Annotated in this window: 24 protein-coding genes; all 24 read right to left on the reverse strand. The window is 47.1% G+C overall.

The annotated features are described in order from the left end of the window. Window positions 1-2: 2 nt before the first annotated feature. The 24 genes from BAZ21_RS01370 to BAZ21_RS01485 all read right to left on the reverse strand — a co-directional run bounded on the left by BAZ21_RS01370 (window position 3) and on the right by BAZ21_RS01485 (window position 21,215). Complete coding sequence (locus tag BAZ21_RS01370; protein ID WP_007430050.1) at window positions 3-791, reverse strand: FliA/WhiG family RNA polymerase sigma factor; 789 nt, start codon at window positions 789-791, stop codon at window positions 3-5. Between the two features lie 14 nt (window positions 792-805). Continuing rightward, complete coding sequence (locus tag BAZ21_RS01375) at window positions 806-1,219, reverse strand: hypothetical protein (protein WP_068496363.1); 414 nt, start codon at window positions 1,217-1,219, stop codon at window positions 806-808. A 2-nt stretch (window positions 1,220-1,221) separates the two neighbouring features. Further along, the gene (locus BAZ21_RS01380) at window positions 1,222-1,719 is read right to left on the reverse strand and encodes a chemotaxis protein CheD (protein WP_007430048.1); all 498 of its coding nucleotides are present in this window, start codon (window positions 1,717-1,719) and stop codon (window positions 1,222-1,224) included. Then, window positions 1,712-2,338 (reverse strand): chemotaxis protein CheC, encoded by a 627-nt coding sequence (locus BAZ21_RS01385; protein ID WP_068496366.1) that lies wholly within the window; start codon window positions 2,336-2,338, stop codon window positions 1,712-1,714. Before BAZ21_RS01385 ends, BAZ21_RS01380 begins: the two co-directional genes overlap by 8 nt. A gap of 3 nt (window positions 2,339-2,341) precedes the next feature. After that, window positions 2,342-2,803: a chemotaxis protein CheW gene (locus BAZ21_RS01390; RefSeq protein WP_068496368.1), complete on the reverse strand. Its 462-nt coding sequence runs from the start codon at window positions 2,801-2,803 to the stop codon at window positions 2,342-2,344. Window positions 2,804-2,865: 62 nt separating this feature from the next. Beyond that, window positions 2,866-4,959: a chemotaxis protein CheA gene (locus BAZ21_RS01395; RefSeq protein ID WP_068496369.1), complete on the reverse strand. Its 2,094-nt coding sequence runs from the start codon at window positions 4,957-4,959 to the stop codon at window positions 2,866-2,868. 33 nt (window positions 4,960-4,992) lie between these two features. Beyond that, on the reverse strand, window positions 4,993-6,534 hold the full coding sequence (gene cheB / locus BAZ21_RS01400) for a chemotaxis-specific protein-glutamate methyltransferase CheB (RefSeq protein ID WP_068496370.1): 1,542 nt from the start codon (window positions 6,532-6,534) through the stop codon (window positions 4,993-4,995). A 30-nt stretch (window positions 6,535-6,564) separates the two neighbouring features. After that, window positions 6,565-7,452, reverse strand: coding sequence for a MinD/ParA family protein (locus BAZ21_RS01405; protein ID WP_068496371.1), 888 nt, complete (start codon window positions 7,450-7,452; stop codon window positions 6,565-6,567). Continuing rightward, window positions 7,449-8,879, reverse strand: coding sequence for a flagellar biosynthesis protein FlhF (gene flhF, locus BAZ21_RS01410; protein ID WP_068496372.1), 1,431 nt, complete (start codon window positions 8,877-8,879; stop codon window positions 7,449-7,451). The genes BAZ21_RS01405 and flhF overlap by 4 nt, the downstream gene beginning before the upstream one ends. After that, the gene (flhA, locus tag BAZ21_RS01415) at window positions 8,876-10,909 is read right to left on the reverse strand and encodes a flagellar biosynthesis protein FlhA (RefSeq protein ID WP_068496374.1); all 2,034 of its coding nucleotides are present in this window, start codon (window positions 10,907-10,909) and stop codon (window positions 8,876-8,878) included. The genes flhF and flhA overlap by 4 nt, the downstream gene beginning before the upstream one ends. A 23-nt stretch (window positions 10,910-10,932) precedes the next feature. Continuing rightward, window positions 10,933-12,045: a flagellar biosynthesis protein FlhB gene (gene flhB, locus BAZ21_RS01420; protein WP_007430040.1), complete on the reverse strand. Its 1,113-nt coding sequence runs from the start codon at window positions 12,043-12,045 to the stop codon at window positions 10,933-10,935. After that, entirely contained in the window at window positions 12,045-12,830 is a 786-nt protein-coding gene (fliR, locus tag BAZ21_RS01425) for a flagellar biosynthetic protein FliR (RefSeq protein ID WP_068496377.1), read from the reverse strand. Before fliR ends, flhB begins: the two co-directional genes overlap by 1 nt. Before the next feature lie 10 nt (window positions 12,831-12,840). After that, window positions 12,841-13,110 (reverse strand): flagellar biosynthesis protein FliQ, encoded by a 270-nt coding sequence (fliQ, locus tag BAZ21_RS01430; protein WP_007430038.1) that lies wholly within the window; start codon window positions 13,108-13,110, stop codon window positions 12,841-12,843. A 37-nt stretch (window positions 13,111-13,147) separates the two neighbouring features. Next, window positions 13,148-13,903, reverse strand: coding sequence for a flagellar type III secretion system pore protein FliP (gene fliP, locus BAZ21_RS01435; protein WP_007430037.1), 756 nt, complete (start codon window positions 13,901-13,903; stop codon window positions 13,148-13,150). Further along, a complete protein-coding gene (locus BAZ21_RS01440) occupies window positions 13,900-14,433 on the reverse strand; it encodes a flagellar biosynthetic protein FliO (RefSeq protein WP_068496378.1) in 534 nt (177 codons plus the stop codon). The genes fliP and BAZ21_RS01440 overlap by 4 nt, the downstream gene beginning before the upstream one ends. A 12-nt stretch (window positions 14,434-14,445) precedes the next feature. Further along, on the reverse strand, window positions 14,446-14,811 hold the full coding sequence (locus BAZ21_RS01445; protein ID WP_007430035.1) for a response regulator: 366 nt from the start codon (window positions 14,809-14,811) through the stop codon (window positions 14,446-14,448). A gap of 29 nt (window positions 14,812-14,840) precedes the next feature. Beyond that, window positions 14,841-16,127 carry a flagellar motor switch phosphatase FliY gene (fliY, locus tag BAZ21_RS01450; protein WP_068496380.1) on the reverse strand — a complete coding sequence of 429 codons (1,287 nt, stop codon included), beginning with the start codon at window positions 16,125-16,127 and terminating at the stop codon, window positions 14,841-14,843. Then, entirely contained in the window at window positions 16,117-17,115 is a 999-nt protein-coding gene (gene fliM, locus BAZ21_RS01455; RefSeq protein ID WP_007430033.1) for a flagellar motor switch protein FliM, read from the reverse strand. Before fliM ends, fliY begins: the two co-directional genes overlap by 11 nt. 43 nt (window positions 17,116-17,158) lie before the next feature. Next, window positions 17,159-17,632 (reverse strand): flagellar basal body-associated FliL family protein, encoded by a 474-nt coding sequence (locus BAZ21_RS01460; RefSeq protein WP_068496382.1) that lies wholly within the window; start codon window positions 17,630-17,632, stop codon window positions 17,159-17,161. Continuing rightward, the gene (locus BAZ21_RS01465; RefSeq protein ID WP_007430031.1) at window positions 17,629-17,853 is read right to left on the reverse strand and encodes a flagellar FlbD family protein; all 225 of its coding nucleotides are present in this window, start codon (window positions 17,851-17,853) and stop codon (window positions 17,629-17,631) included. Before BAZ21_RS01465 ends, BAZ21_RS01460 begins: the two co-directional genes overlap by 4 nt. A 60-nt stretch (window positions 17,854-17,913) precedes the next feature. After that, complete coding sequence (gene flgG / locus BAZ21_RS01470) at window positions 17,914-18,723, reverse strand: flagellar basal body rod protein FlgG (protein ID WP_068496384.1); 810 nt, start codon at window positions 18,721-18,723, stop codon at window positions 17,914-17,916. A gap of 104 nt (window positions 18,724-18,827) precedes the next feature. After that, window positions 18,828-19,208 (reverse strand): TIGR02530 family flagellar biosynthesis protein, encoded by a 381-nt coding sequence (locus BAZ21_RS01475; RefSeq protein ID WP_068496386.1) that lies wholly within the window; start codon window positions 19,206-19,208, stop codon window positions 18,828-18,830. Further along, a complete protein-coding gene (locus tag BAZ21_RS01480) occupies window positions 19,205-19,738 on the reverse strand; it encodes a flagellar hook capping FlgD N-terminal domain-containing protein (RefSeq protein WP_068496388.1) in 534 nt (177 codons plus the stop codon). Before BAZ21_RS01480 ends, BAZ21_RS01475 begins: the two co-directional genes overlap by 4 nt. Before the next feature lie 19 nt (window positions 19,739-19,757). Beyond that, complete coding sequence (locus tag BAZ21_RS01485) at window positions 19,758-21,215, reverse strand: flagellar hook-length control protein FliK (RefSeq protein WP_068496390.1); 1,458 nt, start codon at window positions 21,213-21,215, stop codon at window positions 19,758-19,760. Between the last annotated feature and the right edge of the window lie 21 nt (window positions 21,216-21,236).

Raw genomic sequence — 21,236 nt, forward strand, 5'->3', positions numbered from 1 at the left:
CGTTAATCTTTACGCATTAACAAATCCCGTTGTTTGTCCAATGTCGCTCTCAGGCGTAATATTGCCTTGGAGTGCAACTGTGAAATTCTCGATGGGGAGAGCGACATGACCTCAGCAATTTCGCTGAGCGACAAATCCTCGTAATACAATAAAGAAACAACGATACGCTCTTTTTCAGTCAATTTGTCAATGCCTTGTGCAAGGGCATCACGAAGTGTAAATTCATTGACTTTATGATCCGGATTTTTCGCCTTCTCGTCCACCAAAAGGGAAAGCCGTGTTTCCGACTCTTCTTCGCGGATCGGGTCCTCCAGTGAGACGATCGACATAACAGCAACTTCCTGAATCATATTTTGAAACTCTTTCTCGGAGACGTCCAAATAATGGCTCATCTCTTCATCGCTCACCGTACGCAAATACCTCTGTTCCAAATGCTGGTAGGCATCTTCAATTTTTTTCGCTTTTTCCCTAACTGAACGAGGAACCCAATCCCCTTGACGAAGACCATCCAAAATCGCTCCACGAACACGCCAAGAAGCATAAGTCTCAAACTGTAAACCACGTCCATAGTCAAATTTCTCCAAAGCATCAATCAAACCCATGACACCGTTACTCGCCAAGTCGTCTTTGGATACATTTTTAGGTAAGCCTACTGCAAGCCGACCTGACACATACTCCACAATATGAAGATACTTTTCAATTAACTGCTTTTTTGCTTCCTTGTCACCGTGTTCTTTCCATTGCTCCCACAGCTCGGAATGGTTTAAATGAGCGGCTTTTCGCTCGTTCATCGGCTTCACCCTCCTTATTTGTCTGTCAGGTGACGAACGGCCTTGGCCAATTCCTCAGGGTTCTTGTTGGAAACCAGCTTAGGCGGGTTTAAAGGTGCGAAACCATGATCTCCCCCGTCCGTCTGCTCTGGCTTCGGTTTCAGCAATTCATTCAGATTTTCATTTTCGTCTGGTGTCGTCAGGTCCAGATTCTCACCTACGCCATCTACCTGAGAGCTTGCCCGGCTTTGGGCATTCCCCAGATCTGGCCGCGCTACAACACCAAGTGTCCAGCGCAGCACAAATGCAAGTAGGAACCAAAAAACGAAGGCGATCAAGCCACGAATTAAGCTCGTGGTCAGCAGATTGCTGCCAACGGACAACACAAAAGTCAGAAAAAATCCGACTACTCCAGACCAAAGATTAATGCGTAAGCTGCCAAATAACATGATTATAATTCCTTTACACCTTTTTGTACGCTTCGAATATTCAAAACGCCGGTTTCACAGTCCAATTCAATCGTTCGTCCATAATTACCGCCAGTATCCTCTGCAATTAAAGGAATACCAAGATCTACAAGCATTTCCTTACATGATTCTACGTTGCGGGGACCAATCCGCATGGTATCTCCACTACCGGCAAAGGCGAACATCTGTGCTCCGCCTGCCATTTTGGCAATCAGTCTGCGGCGTTCGGCTCCCAATTTCAGCATCCGCTCAAATAACTCTGGCAATGCTGTATCCGCGTATTTGGCAATGTTCAATTGCCCTTCACGTGCAATATCCGAGGACGGTAGCATCACGTGTGCCATGCCTGCCAGTTTCAAATGAGGGTCGTAGAGGGTCAATCCGACGCAGGAGCCAAGTCCTGTCGTGCGAATCGAATTCGGATTGCTGGTTACATTTAAGTCTGCCATGCCGACTTTAATGATGCTTTTTTCCTCAATCATCGTTCATCGGGACTCCTAACGATCTAAAAATTTTCCCGAACGATTCTGGATCAGGAATAAGGAAAAATTGACCCTCAATCTGATTCTGTCCTTCCAGAAACGATGTGTCAATCAATAAAGCCGCATCCCCCATTTGCCCAAATTGGAGCAGTCCGTAGCTGAGAATTGCTCCCGCCATATCCAAAGCCAGCGCAGGGACTGTCGGATACATAGACAAACGTGTGAAATCCGCCAGCGAGGACAGGTATGAGCCCGCTAAAATATTTCCAATCTCGGATAGGGCTGAATGCTCCATTTCGTTAAAGCTGTCTTCGTCATCTGAAGGAATGCTCGCCAGACGGGAAAGAAGACTTTTAGCCGCCTGGGGCTGCAATATAAAAAATAGATTGCCGGGTGCTTCCCCTTCGACCCTAAAAAATACGGCAACAACAAGTTGCTCATCCCCACCGACTTTATCAGCAATTTCCTCAAAGGGCAGCATCTGTACTTTGGGCACACCCATATCAATCGGTTTATTGAGAAGCCGGGAGAGCGCTGTAGCAGCGTTCCCCGAGCCAATGTTGCCAACCTCTTTCAAAACATCCAACTTGAAGTCTTCGAGATTCCTAAGATTCTCCATATATTAGTCCTCTAAACCTTCCAGTTGGTTCATTTCACTTCGATTCAGGACTTCGGACAAGTTCAGCATAATCAGCAGACGCTCTTCACCGATTTTAGCAACTCCACGAAGGTATTTAGCCTTGACTCCGCCAATCACTTCCGGTGGTGTCTCGATGTTGTCGGTATTCAGGTCAATAACGTCATTCGCCGAATCAACGATAAAGCCGACTTGCATCTCACCTACTGCAACGATAATGATACGGGTTTGATCCGTATATTCAGCTTCAGGCAATCCAAAGCGGCCGCGAAGATCAATAACCGGGATGACTACGCCTCTCATGTTGAATACGCCTTTAACAAAATCGAATGTTCTCGGAACCCGTGTAATCGGCACCATGCGTTCAATAGATTGGACTTTTTCTACTTCGACACCGTATTCCTCTTCACCAAGCTTAAATACGATAACTTTAATTTCTTCTCCCATGTCTAAAAACCCTCCTTATTGATGTCAGCAATCTCACATTTCTTTCATTTTTAATGAAGACATTATTTAATGAAAACATTCGGGTCAATGATCAAAGCAACCTGACCGTCACCCAAAATCGTGGCGCCTGAAATTCCTTGAATGTTTGGAAGGTACTTGCCCAAATTTTTAAGGACAATTTCACTTTGCCCCAAAAAGTCCTGCACAGAAAGTGCTGCCAGACGGTCTCCCTTGCGGATTACCACGACCTCAGTCTCTTCTTCTTCATCTTCATTGAAGTCCGGCACCTCAAACAGCTGACTCAAGGAGATAAGCGGGATATGGGAATCGCGGAAAGCGATCATTTTATTACCATGTACCGAACGAATTTGTGTCCGTTTGACGATCGCGGTCTCCACAATGGAGGACAAAGGAATTGCATATTTTTCAGAGCCAATCTGTATCATCATCGCTGCAATAATGGACAGGGTCAGAGGCAATTGTACAGAGAAGTTGGTGCCTTTCCCCAAGGTAGAGTGAACGGTAACATTGCCACCCAAAGCGGTAATTTTGGATTTAACAACATCCAGACCAACACCGCGTCCTGATACGTCGGAAATAACCGCCGCTGTACTAAAGCCCGGAGCAAACAGCACCTGATAGGCTTCCTCGTCGGTCATGACGGCTGCCTGCTCTTCTGTCAAAATCCCTTTGGAGATAGCGCTATTCAGTACCTTCTCACGATTAATGCCGTTCCCGTCATCCTCGATCTCGATAAATACGTTGTTTCCGCTATGGAAGGCACGCAATTGCACCGTTCCTGTCTCTGGTTTGCCAGCGGCAATACGGTCGGCTACTGACTCAATTCCATGATCCACGGAGTTACGGAGCAAATGCACCAGAGGATCGCCAATTTCGTCGATAACGGTGCGATCCATTTCAGTTTCTGCACCAGTAATAAGCAGATCCAGTTTTTTATCCAGTGATTTGGCCAGATCGCGCACCATGCGTGGAAAACGGTTGAAAACAGTGTCGACCGGAACCATCCGCAATTTAAGCACGACGTTTTGCAAATCGCTGCTCACACGGCTCATATGCTCTACCGTTTCTGTCAGTGCCGGATTGGAAGCTTCACTTGCCAGCTGCTCCAACCGTACCCGGTCAATGAGCAACTCGCTGAATAAATTCATCAGTACGTCCAGACGTTCAATATCTACACGGATAGTACGGTTATGTGTAGGTGCAGCTGCTTTGACTGCTGGTGCTTTAGCTGCAGCTGGCTTAGCAACAGAGGCCGCAGTTGGAGACTGCGGCTGGGATGGAGCGGATTGTTGTACGGCAACAGCCTCCTGCACCGCAGCAGCCTCTACCAGTCCGGCAGTAACTTCGCTCATTTGTTTAAGAGATTCCTGATCCAGCTGTACTACGGAGACAGTTTCGATTTCGGAAATACCTGCGATTTCCTTTTCCAGCTCCCCGACTTCTTTCTGCGTTATGTAATATAACGAGAAGCTTTGTTCAAATTTCTCCTGCTCAATATCCTGTACGGACGGATAGGATTTCACGATTTCACCGGAATTTTCCAGCGTGTTGAATACCATAAAAGCACGTGCCGCCTTCAGTTGGCTATCTGAGCTGATTGTCACTTGTATATAGTGAACACGATGTCCCTCGGAAATAGATTGCTCCAGTACAGAATACTGAAATTGATCCAGAACAAGCCCAGCACTATCGCTGCGTTCCACTTTTTTGGATGAAGAATCCTCTGAAACAGCATCCGTACCAGACTTTTGGAAATCACCGCTCACGATGGACTGCAGTGAAGTTACAATAGAGGAAACATCCGCTTTACCATCGCCGCCCTCTGTAATGTTCTGCACCATGGACTCCAGAGCATCCAATCCCTTGAATAAGGTATCGAATATAAATTCATGCATCGCCAGCTTATTGTTACGTACCAGATCAAGAACGTTTTCCATTTGGTGAGTGAGCGAAGCCAGATCTTCAAACCCCATCGTAGCAGCCATTCCTTTGAGGGTATGGGCAGAACGGAAAATCACCTGAACTATGCCTAGATCTGTAGGATTGCTTTCCAGTTGAAGCATATTTTCGTTAAGAGATTGCAGATGATCATTCGACTCATCAATAAACATGTTTAAATATTGGTTCATGTCCATTGTGAGACACCTCCTCCATGAGTTACACTCCGATTATTTCACAACTTGTACAAGCTTAGGGGCGATCTCCTGCATAGGCAGAAGGTGGCGCACACATTTTAACTCTACTGCTGAGCGGGGCATTCCGTACACGACACAAGTTTCCTCATTTTCAGCAAATGTGGACTGTACCCCAGCATCATAAAGCTTTTTCATCATCTTAGCTCCGTCGCTTCCCATGCCAGTCAACAACACTAGATGCCGTTCCAGCGAGGTTAACGGGAGCAAGGATTCGAACATCGTATCTACAGAAGGACGGTGACCATTACGAGCTTCTTCCGTCTTCAGTGAAACGGTGTATTTACCGCCCGCTCCTGACACAACTCTTAACTGATATCCTCCTGGAGCGATGTAGGCGGTACCGGTCTCCAGCGTCATTCCCTGCTCTGCCTCCACTACTCGGAGAGGGCTCAACGTGTTCAGTCGTTGCGCCAGCGAGCGAGTAAAGTTAGGAGGCATATGTTGAACGATGACGATGGGGGCGGGAAAATCCCCAGGAATGCGCTCCAGCAACGTCTTCAGCGCCCGCGGGCCACCTGTAGAGCATCCAACCGCTACCAGCTTGCGAAAGTTGGGTGTATGCACACCTTTTTTAAAAGACAGCCCATTGGGTGCAGTCGGGATTGCAGGTGCCGTTACCGGAAGCGCAGCCGTCGAAGGAGTGGAAGAAGCCGATGAAGTTACGGTCTTCCGGTGCTCCGGCTTAACCAGTCCTGCCTTGTCCGTACCCTGCAACGATTTGGCAGCAGCCGTACCGGAAATATTCAGTTTCCTATGCTTTCGTTCCGTATCATTGGTCGGTTCCTGCTTCGGCTGCGCAGCAGGTGCTTTCGCTGGTTTGCTCGGCTGAGCCGAGGATTGACCTTTGCGCTCACCAGTCACAGGTGTTTCTGACTGCTCCCGTTTTGTTTCTGGCTTGGCAGCGGCCTGGACGGGCTTGACAGCATCTCGCTTCGGCTGCACCGATGTAGCAGGTGGAGAAACTGGCGGAGTAATACGGGTCTTCTCTGTTGGTACTTCCACTCGTTTCTCTGTCACAGCCTGTCCCTCTGGAGGGTTTTCCAGTGGCATTTTATTCTCATGCTCCAGCGCTGCTTTGCGCTCATTCGCTTCCTTACGCTCCATACGGCTGCGCACTGCTTGCATAGCGGTATGCATCTGCTCCAGCAGCGCCTTGCTCACCTGCCCAATGTCTTGCGCATGAGATATAGATGGCTTTCTTATAAAATCGAAAGCTCCTGCCTCCAGAGCCATGATGGTCTCCTTCATGCCTTGCTCATTAATGCCAGACAGCATAATGACAGGCAACGGATGGGCTGCCATAATCAATGGCAATGCTTCAAGCCCATTCATTTCAGGCATTTCGACATCCAGGGTAACCAGATCCGGCTGTAACTCCTTCACTTTCTCAACAGCTTCTTTGCCGTTGGCAGCTGTACCTACGATGGTGAACGACTCATCCCTTACAATTAAATCTGAAATAATTTTGCGCATAAAGGCCGAATCATCTACAACCAGCACCCGGTAAGCACACATGTTAAACACCTCTGTTTCCTCTCATCAAAATCAATGTACAGAACGTCGCAGCCATTTTTGCATAAAACCTTTAATTCCGCTCAATGTACTAGATTGCTGAGCCTGCGGCATTGCTGCAAAACGGTGAGCCAGATTCAATACATCTCTGGAGGCCGCGCATCCCGGAAAGGCAACCCAGAAAGGCACTTGCCTTTTGACTGCCTGCATGACATGAGTATCATCACTGATATGTCCAAGCAACGGGATATCGATCTCCAAAAAGCGTCTTGCAACAAGTGCAATCTTATCGGCAACTTGACGGGCCTCATTATCGTTATCGGCACGATTGACTATAATTTTGAATACCGTATTCCTTTGCAACCCGCTCACGACTTTGATTAGCGCATAAGCATCTGTCAAGGACGTCGGTTCCGGTGTGGTTATAACTATACATTCGTCAGCTGAAATGATGAATTTAAGGTTTTCTTTGGACAAACCCGCACCCGTGTCAAACAAAATATAATCCATATTTGCCGCCATTCTTTCCACTTCATCGGCAAAATAATTCAGATCATCATCTGATAGCGAAAACAGCTCGCTCAAGCCCGATCCTCCGGCAATATAAGGCAGACCCCCTACACCCGTTTGAATAATTTCATCAATTGATTTTTCACGTTTTAGCAGGTGAAGAAGATTGTATTGTGAGTTGGCCCCCATCAACACATCAATGTTGGCCATACCAATATCAGCGTCAAATACAAGTACCCTTCGACCAAGGGATTGCAGGGCCAAAGCAAAGTTGAGCGTAAAATTGGATTTGCCTACCCCACCTTTACCGCTGGTGACCGTTACAATTTTCGCCTGGCGATCACGTGGAGGCAATCGGAATTTATCCAAGGCTGAAACCATCTGTCTAAGTGATTGGGCTTGGTCACTCATATCAAATCTCCGCTATCTCCTGATAATGCTTTGGCTCCGAGCAGCATGCTTGTCACCATTTCGGTATCTGGATGAAGAAGATCGTCAGGAACATTTTGTCCGTTAGTGATATAGGCCAGCTGCATCGGAAAATGATGCAATAGATTAAACATTCCTCCACAGCTACCTGTCTCATCCATCTTCGTAAATACAACCTTACCAAGACCGAACTTACTGAAATGGCCGGTGATATTGAGCATATCCTTGCTTTTGGACGTCATGCTGAGTACCAGATACGTCTCACTTTCCTTAATAGGTGAAAGCAGGCTTTGCAATTCGGAAACCAGCAGCTCATTCCGATAGTTTCGTCCCGCAGTATCCATGAGGATCAGGTCACAATGCTCCAGACGCTGAATGGCTCTGTGAACATCCCCGGGAGATTGCACAACCTCAAGCGGTACATTCAAAATCGTAGCATATGTACGCAGTTGCTCAACGGCTGAAATACGATACGTATCAGAAGTAATAAATCCAACCTTGCGATGATGCTTAAACAACTGCTCTGCTGCCAGCTTGGCAATGGTCGTCGTTTTCCCCACCCCCGTAGGGCCTGCCACATACACAATTTTGGTATCTTTTGAGATGCCTTTGTCCAGTCTTGTCCGAATAAATTCGGCTACTTCTTCACGAAGAGCTTGTTCCCAATCAAAAGACTCTGGAACAAAAGGGTGCTCACTACGTCGCTCATATACTCGTTCGAGCCAATACTCCAGCAGATCACGCTCCACTTCCTGTTCCAACAATCGTTCACAAATCTCTTGCAGCGGCTCCGGCCAAGTACTTTCCAGCGAGGAGTTACGGGAAAAGCGGGTCATCATAGCTTTCATTTCCCGTAATTCATTGAGCAGAGCCTTATTTTCTGCTACGCCGCTCTTGTCTGGAACCCTTGATTCCATTGGTTGCTTCAATAGTTCATTGGACTTTTCCATGTTCGAAAGCAAGGCTTCATTCGTCAGGAGTTGAGCTATTGTTTCCGGACTATGATCAGACCCCGCTGATGAATGCTCTGAGGCTGATGCCGTTTGTTCCGAGCCGGCTGTTAAATCAGCCATTCCCTCTCTGGAACCGCCCGTCATCTGCGTTACCCGTCGGTAAGCTTCTGGAGCGGCTTGTCTGGGAACTACAGGCGCCGATGGCACCTCCGGCTGCTCAGGTTCCTTTGCTATAGGAAAAGACTGTTGTCGTGGTGTTGCAATCCGCTGAGGCTTTTGAGGTTGCTTCTCCTCTACCGCAGCGACCACTTCGATTTTCTTTTTACTGAACATTCCCATAAAACCGCCGGCCTTGATTTCCTTCGTGCTTAAAATGACGGCATCCGTTCCTAAGTCACCCCTGATTTGCAGCATGGCTTCCGGCATGTTATCCACTACATATCGTTTCACTCTCATAAGTTCACCACCCCGACACTTTGAATTTCAACGTTCGGCTCCAGTTCACTATACGACAGCACCGGGACATCCTGCATTGTCCGTTCCATCACTTGCCGCAAATACATACGAATCGTCGGTGACGTTAATACGATCGGCTGCTGTCCGGATTGAATGAGACGATTGATTTGCTCCATCATTTTCTGGTACACGGTTTGCGTTGACACCGGATCAAGGGCCAAATAGCTTCCTTGCTCCGATTGTTGCACACTTTCAGCAATTTTCTTCTCCAGTCCCGGTCCTACGGTAATGACACGCAACGTCTCACCTTGCTGAGCAAACTGCTGTGTAATCTGACGGGACAACGCCTGACGTACATATTCAGTCAGCACATCGGGATCTTTTGTATAAGTACCGTAATCAGCCAGTGTCTCGAAAATAGTAACCATATCTCGTATTGAAATTTTTTCCTTCAACAGCTTGGCCAATACTTTTTGTACATCTCCAATTGCCAGCACGGAAGGAATAAGGTCGTCCACCAGCACTGGATAATTTTCTTTGAGATTGTCGACCAACGAACGTGTTTCCTGTCTGCCAAGCAACTCATGAGCATGTTTCTTGATCGTTTCCGTTAAGTGAGTAGCTACGACTGAAGGTGGATCAACTACGGTATAGCCTGATAGTTCCGCAACATCCTTGGTGTTCTCATCAATCCAGAGCGCAGGCAATCCGAAGGCCGGTTCTGTAGTTTCGATACCTGTAATGGAATCGTCGTCATATCCCGGGCTCATAGCCAGATAATGATTCAGCAGCAGTTCTCCGCCGCCTACCGTATTGCCTTTAATTTTAATTACATATTCGTTAGGCTTGAGCTGAATATTATCCCGTATCCGAATGACCGGTACAACTAAACCCAACTCCAAGGCGCATTGACGGCGAATCATGATAATCCGATCCAGCAAATCCCCGCCCTGCTGTGTATCGGCCAGTGGAATCAGCCCGTATCCGAACTCAAACTCAATCGGATCAACCTGAAGCAAATTAATGACACTTTCCGGACTACGTACCTCCTCAATTTGTTGTTCCTCTTCCAGCTGTTCATCGGCTATTTGCTTGCGTTCCATATTGCCCTGCATCCTGCGGGCCGCGAAAAATAGCAGAACGGCCAGTGGAAGGGTTGTAATGATATGAATTGGCGTGAAGAAGCCCAATAATGCAATCGTGACAGCCACAATGTAGATCAATTTTGGATAAGAGAAAAGCTGTCCGGTCAAGTCCTCTGCCAGGTTTCCATCCGATGTAGCCCGCGTAACAATCAAGCCTGACGCCGTAGATATGAGCAGTGCAGGAATCTGGCTAACCAGTCCGTCACCGATGGTGAGAACAGAATAAGTCGACAGTGCCTCTTGGAATCCCTTTCCTTGAACGGCCATACCAATGATAAAACCGCCAACCAGGTTAATAATCAAAATGATAATACTGGCGATGGCATCACCTTTAACGAATTTACTCGCACCATCCATCGCTCCGTAAAAATCCGCTTCACGTTCGATTTTGCTGCGCCGCTCACGGGCTTGCTGCTCGTTGATCAGACCCGCATTGAGGTCAGCATCAATACTCATTTGTTTACCCGGCATCGCATCCAATGTAAAGCGTGCGCCTACCTCAGCAACCCGCTCAGAGCCCTTGGTAATAACGATAAACTGCACGACCACGAGAATCAGGAAGACCACAAAACCGACCGCAATTTGTCCGCCTGCAATCCAGCTACCAAATGTAGCCACGACTTCCCCTGCATGTCCCTCACCTAAAATGAGTTTGGTCGTGGAAATGTTAAGCGCCAAACGGAACAATGTGGTGATAAGCAGCAATGAAGGAAAAATAGAGAATTGTAAAGCTTCCTTCGTGTTCATAGAAACAAGTAGAATCATCAAAGCAATAGATATATTGATGACGAGTAAAATATCGAGCAGCCATGAAGGGATCGGGAGAATCATCATAAGAACGATGCCGATGACGCCTGCAAGGACAGTTATTTCTTTTATTTTCATGGGTCTCTAGGCCTCCGATCCCTTTATTTCACTTTACCTTTTAATTTATATACATACGCCAGCACTTCGGCAACGGCCTGAAACAGGTCAGCTGGTATCGCATCCCCGATTTCGGCTCTTTGAAACAGCGCCCGCGCCAGCGGCTTGTTTTCCATCGTTATAACGCCGTTTTGCTTGGCAATTTCCTTAATTCGGAGTGCTACGTAATCTTGCCCTTTCGCAATAATCTGAGGGGCTTCCATCTCCGAACCGTCATATTTCAAAGCCACAGCAAAGTGCGTAGGGTTGGTGATGATGACATCTGCATTAGGAACTTCCTGCATCATACGCTGCATGGCCATACGGCGCTGCCGCTCGCGGATTTTCCCTTTGATCAGCGGGTCACCCTCCATTTTCTTGTACTCATCCTTGATGTCCTGTTTGGACATTCTCAGGTTTTTCTCATGTTCATAGCGTTGATACATATAATCCAATACCGCTAAAATGAACAGTACCACACCAATTTTAAGTCCCAGTTCCATCGTTAATGAAGCCGTAAAACTCAACATTTGATCGCCGGACATTTCAGCCAGTTTGGGTAGGTCAGCCTTTGTTTTCCAGAGTACGCTGTATACCAGATAACCGATCACAGTCATCTTTAAAACTGATTTCAGAAATTCTACCAATGACCTCATGGAAAAAATATTTTTGAATCCTTTAATCGGATCAATCTTGCTAAACTTGGGCGTAATGCCCTCTCCGGTTAATAAAAAACCGATCTGCATGTAATTCGCCGCTATCCCGATAACAATAGCCCCAATAAAAATAGGAGCTAGCATAATTATGATTTGCACGCCATACTCACCCATCATCAGCAGCGTTGTGTTTGGTGTTACCTCCATATTGAGGCGATTCATAAATATATCCCGAAACAAGCGGACCGCATGATCCTTAAAATACCCGCCGAACATCATAAGGCAAAAAAACGTAGCCAGCAGGACACCAGAGGCGGGCAATTCCATACTTTTGGCAACCTGCCCTTTTTGTCGTGCATCCTGTTTCTTTTTGGGTGTAGCTTTTTCCGTTTTTTCCCCTGAGAACAACTGCAGGTTCATAGCATATTTAAATGACAAACTACGTTCCTCCAGACCAGACATTAAGGGCGGGTGCCCATAATATCCAATAAGTTGCGCATGGATTCGAACATCACAGAAAACAATTTTTCGAATATAAAAGCAAAACTTGGCATGAGAAGCAGCAACATGAACAATCCCACAATAATTTTAAGCGGTACACCAATGACAAAAATGTTAAACTGAGGCGCTGTTTTTGCTAAAAAGCCAAGTCCCACATCCGTTAGAAAAGTAGCCACTACAATGGGAGCAGCAATTTGGAAGGCCAGCAAAAATGATTCCGCAAAGGAGCGTACCAAGAATTCAGTCACACTGCCGCCATACAGTTTCACAAAAAAATCATTTGTCAGCGGCACCCAATCATAGCTATATAAGATTGCATTCAGCAGGTGATGGTGCCCATTTATACTTAAAAAGAACAATACAGCTATGGCAAACTTGAAATTCCCCGTTAAAGGCGTTGAAGCTCCTGTCATGGGATCAAACACGCTGGCCATCCCGAAACCTACCTGTAGATCAATAAATGAACCTGCGGTCTGGATCGCTGTCATAAACAGATATGCAGTAAACCCCAACAGCAACCCGATCAGCACTTCGCGACCTACTAACAGCACATATGCAACATCGGTCGGTACCTGTTGATGTGTACCGTAGGTAAGATACACGACCAAAGCTAGAAATCCTGAAATTCCAACCTTATAGATATTAGGTACTCCTCGGGTTGAAAAAATAGGCGCTACTACAAAAAACGAGGCAATCCGACAAAAAATCAGCAGAAAAACAGGAAAACTCTGTAACACCATGTTCATAGCTTTCAGCCTAACCTATATATTTGTACAAATTGTCCAGAATGTTATACGTAAAGTCCACTAATGTGGTCAATATCCAAGGTCCGAACAAAAGCAACGCCAGCAATACGGCGACAATCTTCGGAACAAAGGCCAGTGTCTGCTCCTGAATTTGGGTTGTCGCCTGAAAAATGCTGATAATCAAACCCACGACTAGCCCCAAAATCAGCATCGGAGCGCTCACCTTGAGTACAATGTACACCGCTTGTCCAGCCAGGGAAATAATAAACTCCGAAGTCATTGCCGTCCTCCTTGATTGCTGTCCTTGCAGGAAATATTCATGTGTTAAAGCTTAGAAGCAATGATTTGACAACCAAATACCAACCATCTACAAGCACAAAAAGCAGTATCTTAAAAGGAAGTGAAATCATTACAGGCGGCAGCATCATCATCCCCATAGCCATGAGTGTACTCGACACCACAATGTCTATGACTAAAAATGGTATAAAAATCATAAAACCCATCTGAAATGCCGTTTTCAACTCACTGATTGCATAAGCCGGGACCATCACCGTTAATGGAATTTCCTGATAATTTTTCGGCTTTTCCATCTTGGTGTACTTCATAAAGAGCAGTAGATCCTTCTCACGCGTATGAGAGAACATAAAAGTCTTGATCGGTACCGATGCCTTGTCCAGCGCCTGGGACTGTGTTATATCCCCCTTGAGATATGGCTGGAGCGCAGTTTCGTTCATAGCCGAGAACGTCGGTGCCATAATGAATAAAGTGAGAAACAAAGCCAGTCCGACAAGCACCTGATTGGGCGGCATCTGCTGTGTCCCCAGCGAGGTTCGCACAAAGCCGAGCACAATCACAATTCGCGTAAAACTTGTCATAAGCATTAGCAGCGCCGGCGCTACACTAATGACCGTTATAAGTAAAATAATAGACAGCGAGGTGGCACCGGGCTGTCCTTTGTCCGAATTGCCGACTTGAATATCAATGTTCGGAATCGGTTCTGCAGAGGCCGCCGTCACCGAAATGAAGCTGAACAAGACAAGCAGCAAACATGCTAGTATAATCTTTTTTCTCATGAATCTCCCGACCGATCTGTAGTATTCTCCTCATTGCGCAGCTTTTCAAGTTTATCCTTGCGATTCGGCATCTGCCGAAGCTTGGATTCAAACATCTCGTGAAACGACGTTTCTTCTTCAGGCTGCTGCTGTGCCGCGTTGTTCCGACGAAGCTTATCCGCGATTTTAGCGAACAGCGGGGCAATTGGGCCGCGCTGCAGAGAAGCTTCCTGCTCCAGTGCGGCCAAAATTTGCTCCACTTCTTCAGGATCGGATACTTTGTCAACAAGCCGGATATCTTCTCCCACACCAATGAGGTACACACTGCTACCAACTTCAACAAGCTGAAGGGATTTATTGGGGCCCAGCCCCACGCCTCCCAGTATGCGAACGGAGCGGTTGCTGAACCAGCTCTGATTTCTTTTACTCAAAAACCGTATCAAGTACACGATCAGTACGATGATCAAGATTAGCACGAAAAGGACCCAGGCGATGTTGCCTATATTGCTGGATGTACTCAATGCGTCAGAGGCACCCTGTTTTGTATCCATACCGGGTGCGCCTTAGATACCCAGTGTTTTGTTGATGGCTTCGATAACCCGATCCGATTGGAAAGGCTTAACGATAAAATCTTTTGCGCCAGCTTGAATAGCATCAATAACCATGGCTTGCTGTCCCATCGCAGAACACATAATAACCTTTGCGTTGGCGTCAATTTGTTTGATTTCCTTCAGAGCGGCAATGCCGTCCATTTCGGGCATCGTAATATCCATCGTAATCAGGTCCGGACGAAGCTCCTTAAATTTTTCAATCGCCTGTGATCCGTCCTGGGCCTCTCCTACTACTTCAAATCCATTTTTGGACAGGATGTCCCGAATCATCATTCTCATAAATGCAGCATCGTCCACGATCAAAATACGGTTTGCCATCTGAAATAAATCCTCCCTAAATTATGCTATTATTGTAATTTTTGAATACGGTCCCATTGGCTTACAATATCTGTTACACGCACGCCAAAGTTCTCGTCGATCACGACAACCTCGCCCTTAGCAATCAGTTTGTTGTTAACTAGGATGTCGACCGGCTCCCCGGCAAGTTTGTCCAGTTCAATAATTGAACCTTGTGAGAGCTCCAGAATATCTTTAATTTGCTTTTGGGTCCTTCCTAATTCTACGGTGACTCTAAGGGGAATGTCCATCAATAAATTTAAATTGTTTTCATCGACTTGCGCAAATGCACCAGACTGCAGGTTAGAAAATTGTACAGGCTGCACATTTACATTACGTCCCGGTACTGCACCATAGTGATGAGGTGTCCCATAAGGAGCTTGCGGCGGTACACCAGCCGACATTCCATACCCCGGTGATTCATAGCCTGAAGCCGCTGGCTGTCCATATCCCGGGTCTTGAGGATATGCTGGCGGCTGATGTCCGTAGCCTGCATTCTGTGGCGCCTGAGCGGCTACAGGCGGCTGCTGCGGAGCCTTGGCTTGTTGCGGCACTTCCGGAGCCGCTGTTGCAGCTGCCTGCTGTGCTGAGGTTTGCGGCTGCTCTTCGTCCTCTCCGCCATTCATCAGGATGCTTACCATCTTTTTAGCGAAGTTTACAGGTAACAGCTGCATCAATGTAGAGTCAATGAGTTCACCGATCAATAAACGGAAGGATACTGTGACAAGCGTCTCTTCATCTGGCAAGCTGGATACTCCATCTCCGTGCATCGGGTCTAAAATATCAATCCCCGGTGGAGAGATATTCACAAAACGGTTAAACATGGTAGACATTGAGGTTGCCGACGAGCCCATCATCTGGTTCATCGCTTCCTGCACGGCACTGATATGAATTTCATTTAATTCTTCATCTGCCGGATTTCCTTCACCACCAAGCATTAAGTCCGCAATAACCTGCGCATCGCGCTTTTTGATTACGAGCGAGTTAATACCTTCAAATCCATCGACGTAATTCACATGTACTGCTACGTGCGGCTTTGGAAATGCCGTTTCAAATTCAGAACGGGTAATAATTGAAACCTTTGGTGTCGTAATGTCCACCTTCTGACCCAGCAGTGTAGAAAGAGCCGTCGCTGCGCTGCCGAACGTTATATTACCGATTTCCCCGAGAGCATCCTGCTCCAGAGAAGTCAGAAAATCGTCAACGGTCTTGCCTGCGGGAGTAGAATCCGTCCCCGCTTCAGACTGTTTCAGCAAGGCATCAATTTCCTCCTGGGACAAATAGTCTTTACTCGTCAATTTCTTCAACTCCTTCGTTGACAACTTCATCAATTTGTACGGCAACACGATCTCTGACCATGCCGGGACTTCCCATAAACTTCAATTTCTCGCCTATCCGGATGGACAGTCCTTCCTTGACAGGTTTGTTCAATGAAATGACATCCCCAACCGAAAGGCCTAGAAACTCAGCCACATTTATCCGGGACTCACCTAGCTCCGCAACAATAGGAAGCTCTGCCTTGGTGACCCGTAATCTCAAGGCGTCAATCTCTTCAGGCGCCCTTGATTTCTTTTGGGATGTAAACCACTGGTGCGTGGACAGTCTAGCCATAATGGGCTCTAATACCACGTGCGGGATACAGAGGTTAATCATCCCCGTGGTATCACCAATTTTGGTACTGAGCGAAATCAGAGCAATCGTTTCATTCGGCGAAACAATCTGCATAAACTGTGGATTGGTTTCCATCGCCTCCAGACGCGGTTCAATGTCCAATACCGTTTTCCAAGCCTCTTGCAGGCTGTCAAAGGTACGACTGAAGATCCGCTCCATGATTGTCGTCTCGATTTCCGTCAACGCGCTAACCTTGGGCGGCGCTGAGCCTGTTCCTCCGAGAAGCCTGTCCAGCATGGCATAAGCTACATTCGGGTGAACCTCAAGCACCATTCGGCCTTCCAGCGGTTCAGCTTCAAAAATGTTCAGAATGGTCATTTTCGGAATGGAGCGAATGAATTCATCATAAGGAAGCTGCTCCACCTGAACGACATTAATTTGGACAAATGTACGGAGCTGAGCTGAAAAATAAGTGGTCAGATACCGAGCAAAATTTTCGTGTATCCGCGTCAGACTCCGAATATGATCCTTGGAAAAACGAAGCGCCCTTTTGAAATCATAAGCGCGAACTTTCTTTTGGGTATCTTCCTTTTTAAGTTCTTCCGCATCCATTTCACCGGACGAAAGAGCTGCTAAAAGGGCATCAATTTCCCCTTGTGACAGTACATCCACCAATGTTATTCACCCCCTTACGTGTTCCTGACAAGTTCACCTGGAATCATATGGCTGCCAGCAAAAAGTCTGTAATTTTGGCGTTCCCCAGGTGACCTTCAGGGAGCGACTTGTTGATGAGATCCGTCAGCTTGTCACTGAATTGGCTACGGCCTTTAGCCGTTCTGAGCTCATCAGGTTTGGTGTCTGCAAGTAATTGAATAACAATAGGCTTAATACTAATGTCTTTGATTTTTTCAAAAGCTTCTTTTGCTTTGGCATCGTTCAATTGGAAAGAAAGATTCATCTGTACAATGTAATCGGCGTCCGCTAAATTCGTTTTGATGCCGGTAATTTCAGAACTCACTTCCACCAGTTCATCTGCTGACAATCTTGGAAGCTGTTCTGCTTGGGCGGCTTGCGCATTCGGAGTGACTTCCGACTTTTTCCCGCTAAGCGCTGGTATAAGTACAAAGGCCGCGCCTGCAATCAAAGTAATCGCGAGTAAAATTGTAATGAGCCATGGCAGCATCTTTTTCATTCGTCTTCCTCCATTTGTTGCACTTTTATCGTGGCGGCATGGATGCCGATTTCACGGCTGTAATCCTTGATCAAGGAGACGACATCTGCCGCTTTTTCCAATACAATCAACCGTTTCCCCGTCACCAAAGTGACGTATGTATCCGGTGTTTCCTCCACAGTCTCAATGAGCAGCGCATTAAGCCACATAGGCGAGCCGTTCAGCCGCGTCAACGGGATCATCGTAACACCAACCTCCTGATAGGTGCGGAGGAGACTCTACTCCTCCGCGTTTAAATGAGATTATCGTTTCAAGTTTACAACTTCCTGAAGCACTTCATCCGAGGTCGTAATGATACGCGAGTTCGCCTGGAATCCACGCTGAGCCACGATCATTTCGGTAAACTCACCAGTCAGATCAACGTTGGACATTTCCAGTTGGCCCGCAATGATAGCTCCCAGACCATTAGCATTTGCTGCACCCGGCTCAATTGCATCAATGTTGGAGTTTACTGTAGTACGGTACAAGCTCCCGCCGATTTTCTCCAAACCTTCCGGGTTAGTAACTCTAGCCACACCAATTTGAGTACCGTTATCAGTCGTACCATCATCCAATTGCTGTACAATCGTACCGTCCTGCGAGACAGAGAACGCAGTAACGTTGTCTGCAAGTGTGATTGGAGTTCCGCCTGTATCTACTACGAAAAATCCATCAGAGGTGACCAGATTTCGGTTTGCATCCACATGGAAATCACCGGCGCGAGTCAGATAAGGAATGTCCTGTGCGTCATTCATTTTCACCAAGAAAAATCCGTCGCCGTTAATCCGCAAATCTGTCGGATTATTGGTGGTCATTGCGCTACCCGGAAGATGCAGTGTGTCGATCGAGCTGACGGATACCCCTAGACCAACCTGCTTGGCATTTAGACCTGCCGTTGTCGTAGCGTCCGGTGCGCTTGCACCCGAACTGGTTTGGCTCAAAATATCCTTGAACATGACCCGGCTGGATTTGAAGCCTGTTGTGTTTACGTTGGCAATGTTGTTACCGATAACGTCCAGCTTTGTTTGAAAGCCCTTCATGCCCGATACACCTGAATACATTGATCTCAACATTGAGTATAAATCCTCCTCTGTTTGGTTGCTTCGTTAACCGCATCAGTCGATCCGCGGCTTTTTCATGGCTTTCCTGTTCGGGCCAGCCACTTCGTATACCATTTTTATGAAATAATTACGGCACTGTCTATTTGCGTAAATACGTTATCCTCCATGGATTGCTTGTCCATTGCTGTAACTACTGTCCGGTTAGGCACACTTACAATCAAAGCCATATCCTGCATTAAAATCAATGATTCCTTGGCACCTTTGGCAGCCGCCTTATCGACAGCAGAGTTAATCTTTTCCATCTGGTCGCTTCTCAACTCTATTCCTCGCTGCTCCAGCCGCTTGGCCGCATGATTGCTCAGCTTGAGAACCTGCTCCTGCAGCACCTGATCGAATGGTTTGGCATTCTTCGGCACCGGATTAGTTCGGTTTTGCGGAATCGCTGCCGGAGGAACATTGGCGGGAAAAAGGCGTCCAACCGTTATTCTGTCATTCATGAGTTCTCACCGCTTCCAGTAGAGGAAGAAGGTGTAGTATCTGACGTTTCTGTTGCCGTAGCTGTTGAGTTAGGCTGGCTTACCGATGTAACATCTTTTAATGCTACCTCGGACGATCCCATTTTGGCATATTGCACACCGTCGCGAATAACGATGGAATCTACGATTCCGCTTTTCGTCGTACCTGCGGCTGTTTCTCCCGTCAGGGGATCTTTTTTACCTGCCTCAATCCAGCTAACTTCCTTCCCTATCAATCCGGAGGCTGTACTCAAAGACTGTCCCAATGCATTCAACTGCGTAGAAATGTTCATCAGTTGCTCCACCGAAGAAAACTGGGCCATTTGAGCGATAAATTCTTTATCCTCCAAAGGCTGCATCGGATCCTGATTTTGCAGCTGGGTGATCAAAATTTTCAAAAATTGATCCTTACCCATCGTTTTGGTATCCTTGGCACTTGCTGTTTTGACATTATTCACATTGTAATTCGGCCAGACGTTACTGGTGGATACATTGCTGTCTGTAGTCGTCATAGTGTTCTCACCTCCATCATTACGCTTGTGCTGTAAAGGAACCTGTCCGATTCACGTCATCTGCGCGTTGTTCTGCTGTCCAGTTGCGCAGCTCTTCTGCCATTTCGGCTACCTTCAAAGCATCCTCGTTCTCTTCTCTACTTTGAGCTTTGGAACGCTGGTTGGATTGCTGTTGTTGATTAGCACCGGAGCCGCGGCCATCCTGATACATATGGGAGGAAAGTGATTCATTATGTGTTACTTCCACCTTATCAACCTGAATCCCCTGGCTTTGCAGGCTGGCACGCAGCTGCGACATTTGCTGTTCCAGCAAATCTTTCGCTCCGCTATGCTCTGTCATAAACTGGGCGACCAGATGACCATTCTGCATCGTCAGCTTAACCTCCAGCTGGCCCAGATGCTCTGGACGAAGCATGATTGTCGCTTCCGTTAAACCGGAATGCTTGACAATATCAAGCTTCTGTACTACAAATTCCGTCATTTCCTTGGCAAATTGTCGAACATGCACAACAGGTTGAGCCGGAGCCGAAGGTACTGTTCCTTGCGTCTGTACCGAAAGCTGTCCTGCAGTCGTGATCATCGGAGCCTGATTGTCAGATGCTGCCGGAGCCGCTTGCTCAGCTGCATCTACGAATGTAGCAGTTTCATCCGTTGCAGTCGCTTTAACTGCAGATTGAACATGCAGATTAGTGGATGAACGTTGTCCTTCTGAGCCTTGTTGACTTGTTCCACCTTGACTGGCTTGCTGCTCAGGAGCAACAACCTGTTTGTCTGTAGAAGCTACAGTCAATGTCTGAGTACCATTAGCCCGATTTGCAGAAGGCTGAGCAGCTTGTGAATCTCCAGCATCGACGAGTTTCACAGCCTTCATCACACCGTTCCACTGCTCATCGGAAATAATTCCCATACCAGCAGTCACGCTTTGAAGCGATTGTAGCAGCTGTGTCACCTGGGACTTTTGTTCTCCTGAAGCCTGCTCAGCTACATTAGCAAGCTGTGACAAAGCGTCCTGCAATGCAAATCGAAGAGTAGCCGGATTAGCTGCCAGAGCCGTTAAGCCTGTTGCCTCTGTCGTTTCTCCACCATCTGTCTGTTGATTAGCTCCGCCGCCTTGCAAAAACTGTTGAACTTGCTGAATCCATGATTGCAGAGCTACAAGCAGAGCAGGATCAGCAGCTACCTTATCATCTAGCTGCTCAAGATTTTGCAGCAAAGGAGCCAAAGTTTCGACAAGTGGCTCGCTTGGAGCTTCCGCGGATTCTCCAGCTGCAATAAGTGGAAGTACCATAACTAATGGAGAACCGTTAGCATCTGCCCCGGCTGAGCCCGTTTGACCGCCTGTCATCATTTGCGTCAGAGTCTGATTAAACGCACCGTTTGCTGCTCCAGCTGCTGCTGTATTCGTTGTTGATGCTGACGTCGTGCTACCCGCTGTCTGACTGGAACCAAGAGATACACTTTGAGAAATAAGGGTCATTTATTTTTCACCTCCTTTCAT

The organism is Paenibacillus kribbensis, assembly GCF_001705305.1.
Taxonomy (GTDB): domain Bacteria; phylum Bacillota; class Bacilli; order Paenibacillales; family Paenibacillaceae; genus Paenibacillus; species Paenibacillus kribbensis_B.